The organism is Arthrobacter sp. BL-252-APC-1A, from assembly GCF_009696625.1.
In the GTDB taxonomy this organism is placed as follows: domain Bacteria; phylum Actinomycetota; class Actinomycetes; order Actinomycetales; family Micrococcaceae; genus Arthrobacter_B.
Genome location: NZ_VULS01000001.1, coordinates 225924 through 241456, shown reverse-complemented (window position 1 = coordinate 241456; position 15533 = coordinate 225924). Strand labels below are relative to the sequence as shown.

Below are 15533 nucleotides of genomic sequence, written 5' to 3'. Positions count from 1 at the left end.
GGAATTCGGTCTGTTACAGCGGTGCGATAGCGCGGTCACCCGGAGCCACAGGGGCAGGGAGCCGGGTGGAACCTTCCAGCCACAGGTCCACCGCGGCAGCACAGGCACGCCCCTCCGCGATGGCCCAGACGATCAGTGACTGGCCGCGTCCGGCATCACCGGCAGCGAATACACCGGGCGTCGCCGTCATGTAATACCCGTCGCGCTTCACGTTGGAACGCTCGTCAAACTCGGTGTTGACCTGCTCGGCCAGCCCGGCAGGCTCCGGACCAGTGAAGCCCAGTGACAGGAACACCAGGTCAGCGGGTATGACCCGCTCCGTCCCGGCCTTCGGCAGCCGCTTCCCGTCCACGAACTCGGTTTCCGCAACCTTCACGCCGGTGAGCTTTCCGTCCTCGCCTACGAACTCAACGGTGGAGGCAAGGTAGGTCCGCTCGCCGCCTTCTTCGTGGGCGCTGGCCACTTCGAAGAGGGTCGGGTACATGGGCCACGGCTGGTGAGCGGCACGCTCTGCCGGCGGCTGCTTGCCGATTGCCAGGGTCGTCACGGACGCCGCCTGCTGCCGGTGGGCCGTGCCGATGCAGTCGGCTCCCGTGTCGCCGCCGCCCAGGATGACCACGTGCTTGCCTTCGGCATGGATCTGGTTCTTGACCTTCTCCCCCGCAACGGCCCGGTTGGACTGCACCAGATAATCCATCGCGAAGTGGACGCCGGACAGTTCCCGCCCCGGGATTGGCAGATCGCGCGGAACCGTGGCACCGGTGGCAATCACCACCGCGTCATACCGGCGGCGCAGCTGCTCCCAGGAGATGTCCTTGCCAACCTCAACACCGGTGCGGAACCGGGTGCCCTCGGCACGCATCTGTTCCAGGCGGCGGTCCACCTGCAGCTTTTCCATCTTGAAGTCGGGGATGCCGTACCGGAGCAGGCCGCCGATCTTGTCGTCACGCTCATAGACGGCAACGGTATGGCCGGCCCGCGTGAGCTGCTGGGCCGCGGCCAGTCCCGCCGGGCCGGAGCCTACGACGGCGATGGTCTTGTCGGTGAGCCGTTCCGGAGCGTGCGGGTGGACCCAGTTCTCGTCGAAGGCCTGGTCGATGATGGAGACTTCGACCTGCTTGATGGTTACCGGCGGCTGGTTGATGCCCAGCACGCAGGACGCTTCGCACGGCGCCGGGCAGAGCCTGCCGGTGAACTCGGGGAAGTTGTTCGTGGCGTGCAGGCGCTCGATGGCTTCCTGGCCCTTGTCCCGCCACGTGAGGTCGTTCCATTCGGGGATCAGGTTCCCCAGCGGGCAGCCCTGGTGGCAGAACGGAATGCCGCAGTCCATGCAGCGTCCGGCCTGCTCCTTGAGGACTCCCTTTTCCTGCCGCTCGTAGACTTCCTTGTAGTCCATGATGCGGACGGAAACGGGCCGGCGGGGCTGCGTTTCGCGCTCCCGTACTTTCAAAAATCCGCGTGGGTCAGCCACCGGTTACCTCCAGAATCTTGGTCCATGCCTCGGCGCCGTCGGGGTCCAGCCCCGCTTCGGCCGCGGAGGCACGGGCGTCGAGCACAGCTGCGTAATCGCGCGGCAGTACCTTGGTTATGCGGGAAACAGTGTTCTCGAAACCCTCCAGCAGGCCGGCGGCCAGCGTGGATCCGGTTTCCTCGGCGTGCTTGATGAGCAGTCCGCGGACAATGTCCACGTCCTCGGCGTCGGGCTGCAGAAGCAGCAGTTCGCCGTTCTCCAGTGCGTCCTTGTTCACCCGTGCGGGGTCCAGGTCCACCACGAACGCGGTGCCGCCGGACATGCCCGCACCGAAGTTCCGTCCGGTAGAGCCCAGGATCAGCGTCTGGCCGCCTGTCATGTACTCGCAGCCGTGGTCGCCGATTCCTTCCACAACGGCCGTGGCGCCGGAGTTGCGGACCAGGAAGCGTTCGCCCACCTGTCCGCGCAGGAACATCTCGCCGCTGGTGGCGCCGTAGCCGATCACGTTGCCCGCAATGACGTTGCGTTCCGCCGGGAACACGTTGCCGCGGTCCGGGCGGACGATGATCCGCCCGCCGGAGAGGCCCTTGCCCACGTAGTCGTTGGAGTCTCCGTAGAGCCGCAGGGTGATGCCGGCCGGCAGGAAGGCGCCAAGTGACTGTCCGGCCTGTCCGGTGAGGGTGATGTCAATCGTGTCGGTCGCCAGGACATCGGTGCCGAAGGTCCTGGTGACTGTGTGGCCCAGCATGGTTCCCACCGAGCGGTCAGTGTTGACGACGTCGAGCGCGATCCGGACCGGCTGGCGGCTGGCCAGCGCGTCAGAGCTCATTTCGATCAGCTTGTTGTCGAAGTGCGCATCCAGTTCGTGGTTCTGCGGCACCAGGCTGCGCAGCGGCGCACCGGGGTCCACTTCGTGTCCGCGCAGGATCGGCTCCAGGTCCAGTCCGTCGGCCTTCCAATGGTCCACGGCGGCACGGGTGTCCAGCATTTCGCTGTGCCCGATCGCCTCTTCCAGGCTTCGGAAACCGAGTTCGGCGAGCAGTTCCCGTACTTCCTCTGCCAGGAACTCGAAGAAGTTCACCACGAATTCAGGCTTGCCCGTGAAGCGGGAGCGCAGTTCAGGGTTCTGAGTCGCGACGCCCACGGGGCAGGTGTCCAGATGGCACACGCGCATCATGATGCAGCCGGAAACTACCAGCGGTGCGGTGGCGAACCCGAACTCCTCGCCGCCGAGCAGGGCCGCAATCACAACGTCGCGTCCGGTCTTCAGCTGGCCGTCCACCTGCACCACAACGCGGTCGCGCAGGCCGTTGAGCATCAGCGTCTGCTGGGTTTCGGCGAGGCCCAGCTCCCAGGGAGCGCCGGCGTGCTTGAGCGAGTTCAGCGGTGACGCGCCGGTGCCGCCGTCGTGGCCCGACACCAGCACGACGTCGGCCTTGGCCTTGGTCACGCCCGCTGCCACAGTGCCGATTCCGGCCTCGGAGACCAGCTTGACGTGGACCCGGGCGGACGGGTTCGCCCGCTTGAGGTCGTAGATCAGCTGGGCGAGGTCTTCGATCGAGTAGATGTCGTGGTGCGGAGGCGGTGAAATCAGGCCGACGCCGGGTGTGGAGTGCCGGGTACTGGCCACCCACGGGTAGACCTTCTGCGCCATCAGCTGGCCGCCTTCGCCGGGCTTGGCGCCCTGCGCCATCTTGATCTGCACGTCGTCCGCGTTGGTGAGGTAAAGGCTGGTGACGCCAAAGCGTCCGGAAGCCACCTGCTTGATGGCCGAGCGGCGCTCCGGGTCCAGGAGCCGGTCCACGTCCTCGCCGCCTTCACCGGTGTTGGACTTGGCGCCCAAACGGTTCATTGCAATGGCCAGGGTCTCGTGGGCTTCCTTCGAGATGGAGCCATAGCTCATGGCACCGGTGGAGAAGCGCTTCACGATGCTGGAGACGGGCTCGACTTCTTCCAGTGGAACCGGCGGGCGTTCACCGGTCTTGAAGTCCAGCAGTCCGCGCAGTGTCATCAGGTTCTTCGACTGGTCATCCACACCCCGGGTGTAGGCCTTGAACACGTCGTAGCGGCGCTCACGGGTGGAGTGCTGCAGACGGAACACCGTCTCCGGGTTGAACAGGTGCGGCGGGCCCTCGCGGCGCCACTGGTACTCACCGCCGTTCTCCAGGCTGCGGTGCGGCTCCTCGATCTCATCCGCGGGGTAGGCGTGGGTGTGGCGGGCAGCGGCTTCGGCCGCAATGACGTCCAGGCCGACGCCGCCGAGCTGGGTTTGGGTGCCGTGGAAGAACTCGTCCACCAGTTCCTGGCCCAGGCCAATGGCTTCGAACGTCTGCGCGCCGCAGTAGGAAGCGACGGTGGAGATGCCCATCTTGGACATGATTTTCAGGACGCCCTTGCCAAGGCCCTTGATCAGGTTGGCAACTGCCTGTTCCCGGGTGACACCGGTGATATCACCGTTGCGAACCAGTTCCTCGCAGCTTTCCATCGCCAGGTACGGGTTCACGGCGGAGGCGCCGTAGCCGATCAGCACGGCCACATGGTGCACTTCCCGCACATCTCCGGCCTCCACGATCAGGGAGATCTTGGTGCGGTTGGCGCTCTTGAGCAGGTGGTGGTGCACTGCCGAGAGCAGCAGAAGGGACGGGATCGGTGCCCACTGGGCGTTGGAATCACGGTCGGAGAGCACAATGTACTGGACCCCGCGGTTGACTGCACCGGAGACCTTTTCACAGATCTCGCTGATGCGGGCCCGCAGTTCCGATTCGCCGCCGTCGGGCCGGTAAAGGCCGCGGACCTTCAGGGCGACCTTTTCGCCTTCAACATTCTTGAGGTTGGCGATCTTGGCCAGCTCGTCGTTGTTGATCACCGGGAACTTCAGCGCGATCTGGTGTGTCTTGACCTGACCCAGTGCCAGCAGGTTGCCGTTCGGGCCGATCGAACTCTGCAGGGAGGTGACCAGCTCTTCGCGGATGGCATCCAGCGGCGGGTTGGTGACCTGGGCGAAGGACTGCACAAAGTAGTCAAAGAGCAGCCGGGGCCGCTTGGAGAGCACGGCAATGGGGGTGTCCGATCCCATGGCTCCCAGGGGCTCGGCACCGCTGCGGGCCATCGGGCCCAGCAGGATACGGAGTTCTTCCTGGGTGTAGCCGAAGGTGCGCTGACGCCGGTTGATGGATGCCTTGGTGTGCAGCACGTGCTCGCGCTCGGGCAGTTCCTCCAGGGACACCTGGTTCTCACGGACCCATTCCGCCCAGGGGTTGGCGGCAGCGATCTCCGCCTTGATCTCCGAGTCCTCCACCAGGCGGCCTTCGGCGGTGTCCACCAGGAACATCTTGCCCGGGGAGACACGGCCCTTGCGGACCACCTTGGCCGGATCAATGTCCACCACGCCAACCTCGGAGGCAAGGACAACCAGGCCGTCTTCGGTGATCCAGTAGCGGGCCGGACGCAGGCCGTTGCGGTCCAGAACGGCACCCACCTGGTCGCCGTCGGTGAAGGAGACTGCTGCCGGTCCGTCCCACGGTTCCATGAGCATGGAGTGGTACTGGTAGAAGGCACGGCGGGCGGGATCCATGGTCGCGTGGTTTTCCCAGGCCTCGGGGATCATCATCATCACTGCATGCGTGATCGGACGGCCGGAGAGCATCAGCAGCTCCGCGACCTCGTCAAAGGAGGCGGAGTCGGAGGCACCGGGGGTGCAGATGGGGAAGAGTTCCTCGGGGGTCTCCCCCAGCAGCGGGCTCTTGAGCTGGGACTGCCGGGCGCGCATCCAGTTCCGGTTGCCTTTGACCGTGTTGATCTCGCCGTTGTGGGCGATGGTGCGGAAGGGCTGGGCCAGCGGCCAGGACGGGAACGTGTTGGTGGAGAACCTGGAGTGCACAATGCCGAGCTTGGTCTTGAACCGCGGATCAGAGAGGTCCGGGAAGAACGGCTCAAGCTGGGCCGTGGTGACCATGCCCTTGTAGACCATGGTCTTGGAGGACAGGGACGGGAAGTAGACGCCGAACTTGTTCTGCGACCGCTTCCGGACGCGGAAGGCCCGGGCATCGAGGTCGGTGCAGTCCTCGTCGTCCGGGGCGAGGAAAACCTGGACGAAGTACGGCATGCAGGCCCGGGACATGGCGCCCACAAGGTCAGCCACAACGGGTACTTCACGCCAGCCCAGGACTCTCAGGCCCTCGGATTCGGCAATGGCTTCAACACCTGCGCGGGCGGTTTCCTGCTCGCGTTCCTCGGTGGGGAGGAAGGCGGTGCCGACGGCGTATCCGCCCGGCGCGGGAAGTTCGAAACCTGCAACGGCACGGAAGAACTCGTCGGGAACCTGGGTCAGGATTCCGGCGCCGTCGCCGGTCCCTTCATCGGCACCAACGGCACCCCGGTGTTCAAGGTTGCGCAGGGCTGTCAGCGCGGCGTCGACGATGTCGTGTCCGGGTTCCCCGCGAAGGGTTGCGATGACGGCCAGGCCGCACGCATCCTTCTCGTATTCCGCGCGGTACAGTCCTGAATCTTCCGGATAGGCCGCGAACCGCTGGAACGGAGACACCACCTGGGCGGCCTGAGGGGACATTGCGTCAGTCATAGGGTAAGTCCTTCCCCCTGTTGAGCGTTGGGAGGGGACGACGTTGGCCCCACGCCGGCAGCATGTGCCGGCCGGCGTGTCAGATGATTACGGTTAAGCCGGTGAACAGACCCTGCATGCTGTGATGGGGGCCGGTTCACAATGGCCGGAACCGTCCGGTGTCCTGCCGGGGTTGTCCCCGGCACGGTTACCGCTAGCCGCCACCGCAGTGTGGCATCCGAACCAGCCGCGGGTGGTAACCCGGGGAACTGGTCCTAGGTGGCTGGGCCCGAATCTCCGGGCCGCTGAGGCTTGGCTGCCTCGTTTTTTGTCTCTGCGACATTAGCACGCGTGTCACTCGATTGTGACGCAGATTTCACATTCCGGGAATCTGTTTCGCTCTTGTTATCAACCGGTGAATTGTTACTCCCGCCAGCAGTTTCGCCGGCCGGCGGGGTATAGCCGGGCAGGTACGGGGACGGTTCGGGAACCTTGCGGGCCCGCAGGGACAGGAAGATGAACATGCCGATCGAGAAGACCAGCAGCGCTATCGAAGTCCACACGTTCAGGCGCTGGGTAGTGCCGAACAGCGTGACCAGTTCCGCGTCGTCGATGCGCAGCATCTCGATCCAGACCCGGCCAGCGGTGTAGAAAGCGGCGTAGAGCCAGAAGAGCCGTCCGCCGCGCAGCCTGAACCGGCGGTCCAGCGCCAGCAGGAGTGCCACTCCGGCAAGGTTCCACAGCGATTCATACAGGAAGGTGGGGTGGAACAGGGTGCCCGGGGCGGTGCCGTCGGGGAAGTTCGTGTTGTTGGGGTCGATTTCAAGCCCCCACGGCAGGTCCGTGGGACCGCCGAAGAGCTCCTGGTTGAACCAGTTTCCCCACCGTCCCACCGCCTGCGCCAGCAGGATGCCCGGTGCAGCGACGTCCGCAAACGTAGAGAGTTTGATGCCTGCCCGCCGGCAGGCGATCCAGGCGCCGACGGCGCCCAGTGCAATCGCTCCCCAGATACCGAGCCCGCCGCGCCAGATCTGCGGAATGAGCGCCAGGTCTCCGTTCGGACCGAAGTACGCGTCCGGGGAGGAGATGACGTGGTACAGCCGGCCGCCGATGATGCCGAAGGGTATGGCCCAGATGGCGATGTCCCAGACGGTGTCCTGCGGCAGTCCGCGGTGCTTCCAGCGGGCGGAGGTCATCCAAAGGGCCAGGATGATGCCGGCCAGGATGCACAGGGCGTACGCGTGGATGGTCAGCGGCCCCAGCGAGAAGCTGCTGAACTCGGCGGGCGGGCTGGGAATTGCGGCCTGGACCGCCTGGGACATCGGCATGGTCAGTTCTTTCCGGTTCCGGTACTGAGTTCTCGGGCCAGTTCCCCGACTGCGGCGGGACCGCCGTCGCGGAGCGCTGCCACCAGGGCGGTGCCTACAATAACGCCGTCAGCGTAGGCGCCGATTTCCCGGACATGGTTCGAGGTGGACACTCCGAGTCCGACGCAGACGCGGTCCGCTCCGGCAGCGCGGGCCGCGCTGACAACGCCCTCAGCGGCGTCGGACACCTGGGTGCGGGTGCCCGTGACGCCCATGATGGACACCGCGTACACAAAGCCGCGGCTGGCCTGGACGGTGGACTTCATCCGTTCGGGCGTGGAAGACGGAGCGACAAGGAAAACACGGTCCAGTCCGTACTTGTCCGAGGCTTCGATCCATTCACCGGCTTCGTCGGGAATCAGGTCGGGGGTAATGAGTCCTGCTCCCCCGGCTTCAGCCAGGCGGCGGGAGAACTCATCCACTCCCATGCGCATAACCGGGTTCCAGTAGGTCATGACCAGTACGGCGGCGTCGGTTTCGGCGGTGATGCCGGCAACGACGTCGAACACTTCCTGGACGCGGAACCCGGCTTCGAGGGCCTGGCTTGTGGCAGCCTGGATGACTGAACCGTCCATGACCGGATCCGAATACGGGATACCGATTTCAATCAGGTCGGCTCCGCCGCGGGCCAGTTCAATGCCGGCTTCAATGGTTTCCTTTACGGACGGGAAACCTGCCGGGAGGTAGCCCACCAGGGCTGCACGGCCGTCGGCGCGTGCCCGGTCAATTGCGGCGGCGGACTTGCTGGCGGTTGAGAGGCTCACAGCTGTTCTCCTTCTTTGCCGATTTCGGCTTCAGCTGACTTCTCGTCGAGCAGGTTGAACCATTCGGCAGCGGTGGCTACATCCTTGTCCCCGCGACCGGAGAGGTTGACCATCACGATCTTCCCGGAAGGATCGCCCTCCGCGGCCAGGCGCTGGCCCACCTTTATGGCGCCTGCCAGGGCGTGGGAAGACTCGATGGCGGGAATGATGCCTTCGGTGCGGCAGAGGAGCTTGAAGGCCTCCATCGCCTCGCTGTCGTTGATGGGTTCGTAGGAAACCCGTCCAATGTCCGCGAGGTAGGCGTGTTCGGGGCCCACACCGGGGTAGTCCAGGCCGGCGGAAATCGAGTGGGACTCGATCGTCTGCCCGTCCTCGTCCTGCATCAGGTAGGTGCGGGCGCCGTGGAGGACGCCGGGACGGCCCAGGGTGATGGTGGCTGCGTGGCGCGGTGTGTCGACGCCGTCGCCGCCGGCTTCGAAACCGTAGATAGCGACGGAGGGGTCATCCAGGAAACCGTGGAAGATGCCGATTGCGTTGGAGCCGCCGCCCACGCAGGCGCACACGGCGTCGGGCAGCCTGCCGGTCTGCTCCAGGATCTGTTCGCGTGCCTCTTCGCCGATGACTTCGTGGAAGTAGCGGACCATCGCTGGGAAAGGATGCGCACCGGCAGCGGTACCGAGCAGGTAATGGGTGTTGGATACGTTGGCCACCCAGTCCCGCAGGGCTTCGTTGATGGCGTCCTTGAGGGTCTGTGATCCGTTGGTGACCGGGATGACCTTTGCGCCCAGCAGTTCCATGCGAGCGACGTTCAGCGCCTGCCGGCGGCAGTCTTCGGCACCCATGTAGACAACACATTCAAGCCCCAGCAGGGCGGCCGCGGTGGCGCTGGCGACGCCGTGCTGCCCGGCACCGGTTTCAGCGATGATTCGGGTCTTGCCCATGCGCTTGGCCAGGAGCGCCTGGCCAAGGACGTTATTGATCTTGTGGGAGCCGGTGTGGTTCAGGTCCTCGCGCTTGAGGAAGATCCGCACTCCCCCGGCATGCTCGGCGAACCGCTTGGCCTCGGTGAGCAGCGAGGGGCGACCGGAGTAGCTGCGGTTCAGCTCAGCGATCTGGGCGGTGAACTCGGGATCTGCCTTGGCCTTCTCAAAGGTGTCAGTGAGCTCATCCAGCGCCGCGATGAGGGATTCAGGCATCCAGCGCCCGCCGTATTCCCCGAAGTACGGGCCGGCGGCGTGGCGAAGCGACGGTCCCCCGGCAAGGAAGGACTCAGTCACCTGCCCGGTCACCGTCTGCTCTGGCGTGCCTGCCGCTGCGGCTGGGCTGCTGTTCTCCGGGATCCCGGTCATGGGGCCTGTCCTGTCCTGCTTATGTCCGTGGACCGCCGCTGTTGGCGGTTAACGGAAGGTTTGTCGAAAGTTGTCCTCAGCGTCCGCTGGCCTGCAGCCGGTCGGCGATGGCCGCGGCTCCTGTTTCCATGAACTCCGCAATGGTGGCTGCGGGATCGTCGTGCTTTACCAGTGCCTCGCCCACCAGCACCGCGTTGGCGCCGTGTGCTGCGTAGTGCGCGACGTCGGAGGCATCACGCACCCCCGATTCGGCCACTACGACCGCACCGGCCGGAATGGACTCGGAGAGGGAGGCGAAGACCGAACGGTCCACGTCGAGCGTCTTCAGGTTACGGACGTTGACGCCGATGATCCGGGCGCCGGCTGCACCGGCACGCTGGATTTCCTCCGCGGTGTGGGCCTCAACCAGTGCATTCATGCCCAGTTCATGGGTCAGGTCCAGGAAAGAACGGAGCTGGTCGTCGTCGAGGGCTGCCACAATCAGCAGCACCAGGTCGGCCCCGTGCGCGCGGGCTTCCCAGATCTGGTACGGATCAACCGTAAAGTCCTTGCGCAGCAGCGGGATGCCTACCGCGGTCCGCACGGCGTCGAAATCCGCCAGCGAGCCGTTGAAACGGCGCGCCTCGGTCAGCACGCTAATGACGGCGGCACCACCCTGTTCGTAGCGCACGGCCAGATCCGCCGGATCGGCAATCTCAGCCAGTGCACCCTTGGAAGGGCTGGAGCGCTTAACCTCGGAAATCACCCGGAGGGCGGTCCGCGGATTGTCGTTGCCGCCGAGGGCATCGAAGGCATCCAGCGCAGGAGCGGCCTGCGCGGCACGCTCCTGCACCGTTTCCAGCGGCTGGTTCAGCTTCCGCTGGGCCATGTCCTCGCGGACACCGGCAATGATGTCGTCGAGAACGGTCACTTAGTGTCCGCTGTTCTTCAGCTTCGAGCCGCCGACGCCGTAGCCGGCCTTCTTCATGACGCCGCCGACGACCAGGCCCAGGACCATAACGCCGAGGCCAATGCCGAAGATCAGCCAGCTGGCCATAACGAAGCCAATGCTGGAAACCAGGGCACCTGCCATCATGATCAGCACACAGGTCCAGGCGGCGGGGGTGTTGCCGTGGCCGATGGTCTCGTCATGGATGCTGGCGTGGGCCTCGGAATCGTTCTCGGGCTTGGTGTCCTGCTGGTCAAGGGCGTTTGTGCTCATGGTAAATCTCCTCGTAAACGGGTCTGTGGTCCATTCTGCCATTAGCTGGCAGAAACTCTCGTACTTGTTGCGCCGCGCGCTGGGCCGGGCACGGCCCGGCTTAGCGGAAATTCGTGGGGTCTTCGCCCTTGGTCAGGCGGTCCCAGCTGTCGATGTCATCGATCGGGGGCTGTGTTGACTCGGTTTTCTCAGCGGCACCGGTGGCCGGCTGGGCGGCGTAACGGCGGGAGACCGGCCAGGTGCGGGAGGCCACCGCCAGCCACACACCGGCCAGTGCGATCAGCACGCCGGCGGCAGCGGCGAGGTAGGGCATGGCGGTGAGGGTGACTTCGGCACCCGCGCTTCCGCTCACGCCCACAGCCTTGCCCACGGCGCCGGCCGCACCCTGCTCCGGATCGCTGATGACCGCGGCGCTTGCGTACGCCACACCGGTTCCGGCAACCAGCAGCACCACGGAAATGACCCAGCGGGCCACCTTCCCGGCGATGGACGCAGCAAGGGCTGCCGCCAGCGCCACAACGGCAAACGCCGTTACGGCGGTAGCTGCTTCACTTCCCGCCACGGCGATGTCGGGGGTTTCCACCGCGGCCTGCGGCAGCACGACGTCGAGCCAGGTCCGGGTGGTGGTACCGAACGCTGCTGCGCCGAGCAGTACCGTTCCCAGGACAACCGTTGATTTGCGCCGCCAGCGCGGAGCGCCGGAGGCTGGCCTTGTGCTCACTTGTTCTCTTCCTGACTGTTGAAAATCTGCCGGGCCACCAACTCGGTGACCGGTTCCAGACCCCCGGCGATCAACGCCGCACGCAGCGGGGCCGCCGCCTTGTTGACCGTCTCAAGGGCTTCGGCTTCAAGATCGGAATCCGCCACGATTCCGCCGCCGGCCTGGACGTAGGCCTTGCCGTCACGAAGCAGGGCCGAGCGGATTGCGATGGCCATGTCCATGTCCCCGGCGAAGTCCAGGTACCCGACCACGCCGCCGTAAATGCCGCGCCGGTGGGGTTCAAGTTCGTCCAGCAGCCTCAACGCGCGCGGCTTCGGCGCGCCGGAGAGCGTGCCTGCCGGGAACGTGGCTGAAAGCACGTCATACGAAGAGTGCTGCGGTGAGAGTTCGCCCACCACGGTGGAGACCAGGTGCATGATGTGGCTGAAACGCTCCACCTCCATGAACTGGGTGACGTCCACACTGCCCGGGCGGCAGACCTTGGAGAGGTCGTTGCGGGCCAGGTCCACGAGCATCAGGTGCTCGGCGCGTTCCTTCTCATCGGCGAGCAGCTCCTCGGCGAGGGCGCGGTCCAGCTCCTGGGTCTTCCCCCGCGGCCGGGATCCGGCAATCGGGTGAGTGATGACCTCGCGTCCGGTCACCGTAACCAGGGCTTCGGGAGAGGACCCAACAACGGCGAACGGGTTCCCGCGGGCGTCCTCAAAGTTGAAAAGGTACATGTAAGGGCTGGGGTTGGTGGTGCGCAGCACCCGGTAGACATCCAGGGCCTCGGCCCGGCAGTCCATTTCGAAGCGGCGCGAGATGACCACCTGGAAAACCTCGCCGTCGACAATCGCCTCCTTGCCGCGTTCCACGGCCCGCAGGTACTCCGGCTTGGGCCAGGACTCCCTGACGCCGGCGGTGAGCGCGGAAACGTCGACAGTTCCGCCCTCAAGTACGGTGACCGCCTGGGGCGACTGGGCCGCGAGGCGGTCCAGCATGCTGTGCAGGCGTCCGACGGCGTCGAGCCAGGCATCATCGACCCGCTCGTCGGAGCCGTCGAAGTTGATGGCGTTGGCCACCAGCAGCACTGTGCCGTCCGAGTTGTCGTGAATTGCCATGTCGGAGACCAGGTTCATGGCGATCTCCGGCAGGTCCAGGTCATCCACGGGCGGGGAAGTCAGCTTCTCCCAGTGCCGCACCGATTCCCAGCCCACAAAACCGACCAGGCCGGAGGTAAACGGGGGCAGTCCCTCGAACCGGTCTGTTGCCAGCAGCGCCAGAGTGGCTGCCATCGCTTCCACCGGGTTGCCATCCACCGGGACACCGGCCGGGGGCTCACCCAGCCAGAAAGCCTCGCCGTCGCGGGTGGTCAGGGTGGCGCGGGAGCGTGCCCCAATAAAGGAGTAACGGGACCAGACACCACCGGACGCCGCGGACTCCATCAGGAAGGTTCCGGGCTCTCCACCGGTCAGCTTGCGGTAAATGCCGATCGGCGTGTGCGCGTCAGCGAGCACCTTGAGCCGGACCGGAACAACACGCCGGTCCGCGGCCAGTTCGCGGAATTCCTCCAGCGAAGGGGAAATAACACCTAGATCCTGCATTTATCGGGCTTTCGGTTTGGAAGGGAGTGTTTAGGAAGAGACCGGAAGGCCACGGCCCTCAAAGCAGGTTCGAGTGCCCGTGTGGCACGCCGCACCAACCTGGTCCACGCGAACCAGGAGTGCATCGCCGTCGCAGTCCAGCGCCACGGATTTCACGAGCTGGACGTGCCCGGAAGTATCGCCCTTGCGCCAGTACTCCTGACGGGAACGGGACCAGAAGGTCACCCGGCCCGTGGTGAGGGTACGGTGAAGCGCTTCGTCGTCCATCCAGCCGAGCATCAGCACCTCACCGGTGTCATGCTGCTGGATGACCGCCGCCACCAGTCCCGCGTCATCGCGCTTCAGGGTCGCTGCTACTGCGGGGTCCAGTTCGGAGTCCGTATGGGGGGTCTGGGGGGTGGTGTCTGTTGCCATCCCTACGATTCTAGTGTGTTTAGCCGCACCGGGGCCGAATGGCCGCGTTCAGCGGGCAATGCGGGGGGGTTCCATGCTAGTTTCAGCAGTGATGCAATTCGTAGAACCCTCTCGTGAAGTCCTGGCCGAAACACTGCTCGCGGCCGGTCCCCACGCGCCCACGCTCTGCGAGGGGTGGGAGACCCGGCATCTTGCTGCGCACCTTTACCTGCGCGAACACCGGCCCGCCTCAGCGCTCGGCTTTTTCGTAAAGCCGTTCGCCGCCAAGACCGCCAAAGCCATGGACACCCTGGCCGCCAGAGTCTCCACTTCCGAGGGCTACGCCAAGCTGGTCAAGTCTTTCCGGTCAGGTCCTCCCCTCCTGTCTCCCATGCAGATTAAATCGGTGGACAACAGCGCCAACCTGGTGGAGTACTTTGTGCACACCGAAGACATCCGCCGGGCCGGCGACCGCTGGGCGCCGCGCGCACTGGATTCCGAATACTCGGAAGCCCTCTGGTCTGAGCTCCTCAAGCGTGCCGCACTGCTCTACCGCGGTGTCGACGTCGGAATCATCCTGGTTCGGCCTGACGGTCCCCGCCATGTTGCCAAGCGTGCCGCTGTGTCCGTGGCGATCGTCGGAGAGCCGTGCGAGCTCCTGCTGCATGCCCACGGCCGCACCCAGCAGGCCCTGGTCATGTTCGAAGGCCAGGCAGACGCCGTCGCGCTGCTTGAAAGCGCCGACATAGGCCTCTAGCCCTTTTTCGATTACGGGTCCGGCGTATTCGCCGGACCCTTTTTCGTTGCCCGGGAACGCGGGGACTGCCAGTGTTAAGCCGAATGCACTGACCGCCGGCTTCGGAGAGATCCCCATGGGCAGGAACTGCGTCTTTGCGTCTGTCACCCGGCTCGCGGCTGCGGGTACAGCCGCCGCGCTTCTGCTTGTCGCCTGCTCCTCCCCTGACACCGCCCGGGACTCCGAGACAACACCCTTTTCCTCGCCGTCTCCGGGGGTATCGGCCGAGGACGAGCTGCCCGATGCCCTGCAGGCTGAGTTGCAGGCGCAGCTGGAGCAGGTCATGGAACGCTACGAAGTGCCGGGCGCCGCAGCCGGGGTCTGGGTAGCCGGTGCGGGATCCTGGCAGGCCGTGTCCGGGACGGCCGACGCCGCCGGCGGCGCGGCGGTCTCCCCCGGCATGGAGTGGCCGCTGCGCAGCATCACGAAGTCCTACACCGTTACCCTGCTGCTCCAGCTCGCCGACGAGGGCCTGCTGAACCTCGATGACACCATTGGCGAGTATGTGGACGGAGTGACCAACGGCGACCGGATTACTCTGCGGCAGCTCGCGGAGATGTCCAGCGGCAATGCCGACTACACCGGCGATGCTTTCGCTTCAGAATATGAGCAGGATCCGGCACGGATATTCACCTTGGCAGAGCTCAACAGCTTTGTGCTCGGTGAGCCGGCGGAGTTCGAGCCCGGTGCGCAGCGCATGTATACCAACGCCAACACCAACCTGCTCGGTGCCGTTATTGAGAACGTCACCGGCCAGCCGTTTAGCCAGGTCCTGGGCGAACGCATCCTGCAGCCTCTGGCACTCACCTCCACCAGCTACGTCACGGATGCGTCGGATTGGGCCCAGCCGCATCCAACCGGGTACGTCGAGCAGGACGGCGTGCTGGAGCCCCAGCAGGAGAACCCATCCATTTTCGCGGCAGCCGGATCCTTGTTCTCGACCGTGGATGATGCGCGGGTATGGGCAGAGGCTCTGGCTACGGGATCGCTGCTGGAGGCGGATACACAGGACGAGCGCCAGGCAGGTGCCCCGCTCGAAACCGGTCCGCCCTATGACCAGTACGCACTGGGCATCGGTGAGACCGGCGGCTGGTGGGGCCACAACGGCGAAGGAATCGGGTTCACGTCCGCCGCATTCCATGACCCGGACAGCGGGGCAACCATAGTGGTGTTCATGAACGAATCGAACGTGCCGGGCGTGCACCCGGCGGACGAGGCTTTCCGGTCCTTCGCGGAGGTCCTTGCGGCGAATCCGGGCCGATGAGCCCGGATATCCTTGGAGGGCGAGTTGCCCTCGCCCCCGGCTGCCCGGTGCAACCGGTCACTTCTG

Annotated in this window: 12 protein-coding genes; 2 read left to right on the top strand and 10 right to left on the bottom strand. The window is 65.5% G+C overall.

All coding sequences use genetic code 11. From position 1 onward, the window contains the following. Nucleotides 1–13: 13 nt before the first annotated feature. From FYJ28_RS01155 to hisI, 10 genes are all read right to left on the bottom strand, one after another. Nucleotides 14–1471: a glutamate synthase subunit beta gene (locus FYJ28_RS01155; protein ID WP_326831421.1), complete on the bottom strand. Its 1458-nt coding sequence runs from the start codon at nt 1469–1471 to the stop codon at nt 14–16. Beyond that, nucleotides 1464–6050, bottom strand: coding sequence for a glutamate synthase large subunit (gene gltB / locus FYJ28_RS01150; RefSeq protein ID WP_154577992.1), 4587 nt, complete (start codon nt 6048–6050; stop codon nt 1464–1466). The genes FYJ28_RS01155 and gltB overlap by 8 nt, the downstream gene beginning before the upstream one ends. Nucleotides 6051–6304: 254 nt before the next feature. Beyond that, entirely contained in the window at nt 6305–7357 is a 1053-nt protein-coding gene (gene lgt / locus FYJ28_RS01145) for a prolipoprotein diacylglyceryl transferase (RefSeq protein WP_154577991.1), read from the bottom strand. A 2-nt stretch (nt 7358–7359) separates the two neighbouring features. Further along, on the bottom strand, nt 7360–8160 hold the full coding sequence (gene trpA, locus FYJ28_RS01140; RefSeq protein WP_055241435.1) for a tryptophan synthase subunit alpha: 801 nt from the start codon (nt 8158–8160) through the stop codon (nt 7360–7362). Beyond that, entirely contained in the window at nt 8157–9509 is a 1353-nt protein-coding gene (trpB, locus tag FYJ28_RS01135) for a tryptophan synthase subunit beta (protein WP_229780075.1), read from the bottom strand. Before trpB ends, trpA begins: the two co-directional genes overlap by 4 nt. Nucleotides 9510–9585: 76 nt before the next feature. Further along, nucleotides 9586–10419, bottom strand: coding sequence for an indole-3-glycerol phosphate synthase TrpC (gene trpC, locus FYJ28_RS01130; RefSeq protein ID WP_082413558.1), 834 nt, complete (start codon nt 10417–10419; stop codon nt 9586–9588). Beyond that, nucleotides 10420–10710 (bottom strand): HGxxPAAW family protein, encoded by a 291-nt coding sequence (locus FYJ28_RS01125; protein ID WP_055241437.1) that lies wholly within the window; start codon nt 10708–10710, stop codon nt 10420–10422. A 100-nt stretch (nt 10711–10810) separates the two neighbouring features. Then, nucleotides 10811–11431 carry a Trp biosynthesis-associated membrane protein gene (locus FYJ28_RS01120; RefSeq protein ID WP_055241439.1) on the bottom strand — a complete coding sequence of 207 codons (621 nt, stop codon included), beginning with the start codon at nt 11429–11431 and terminating at the stop codon, nt 10811–10813. Further along, nucleotides 11428–13014 (bottom strand): anthranilate synthase component I, encoded by a 1587-nt coding sequence (locus tag FYJ28_RS01115; RefSeq protein WP_154577990.1) that lies wholly within the window; start codon nt 13012–13014, stop codon nt 11428–11430. The genes FYJ28_RS01120 and FYJ28_RS01115 overlap by 4 nt, the downstream gene beginning before the upstream one ends. Nucleotides 13015–13044: 30 nt before the next feature. Beyond that, on the bottom strand, nt 13045–13428 hold the full coding sequence (gene hisI / locus FYJ28_RS01110) for a phosphoribosyl-AMP cyclohydrolase (protein ID WP_055241443.1): 384 nt from the start codon (nt 13426–13428) through the stop codon (nt 13045–13047). Nucleotides 13429–13519: 91 nt separating this feature from the next. Here hisI and FYJ28_RS01105 point away from each other — a divergent pair, with 91 nt between their 5' ends. Then, on the top strand, nt 13520–14164 hold the full coding sequence (locus FYJ28_RS01105; protein ID WP_154577989.1) for a TIGR03085 family metal-binding protein: 645 nt from the start codon (nt 13520–13522) through the stop codon (nt 14162–14164). 115 nt (nt 14165–14279) lie between these two features. Continuing rightward, the gene (locus FYJ28_RS01100) at nt 14280–15467 is read left to right on the top strand and encodes a serine hydrolase domain-containing protein (protein WP_154577988.1); all 1188 of its coding nucleotides are present in this window, start codon (nt 14280–14282) and stop codon (nt 15465–15467) included. The last annotated feature ends 66 nt before the right edge of the window (nt 15468–15533 follow it).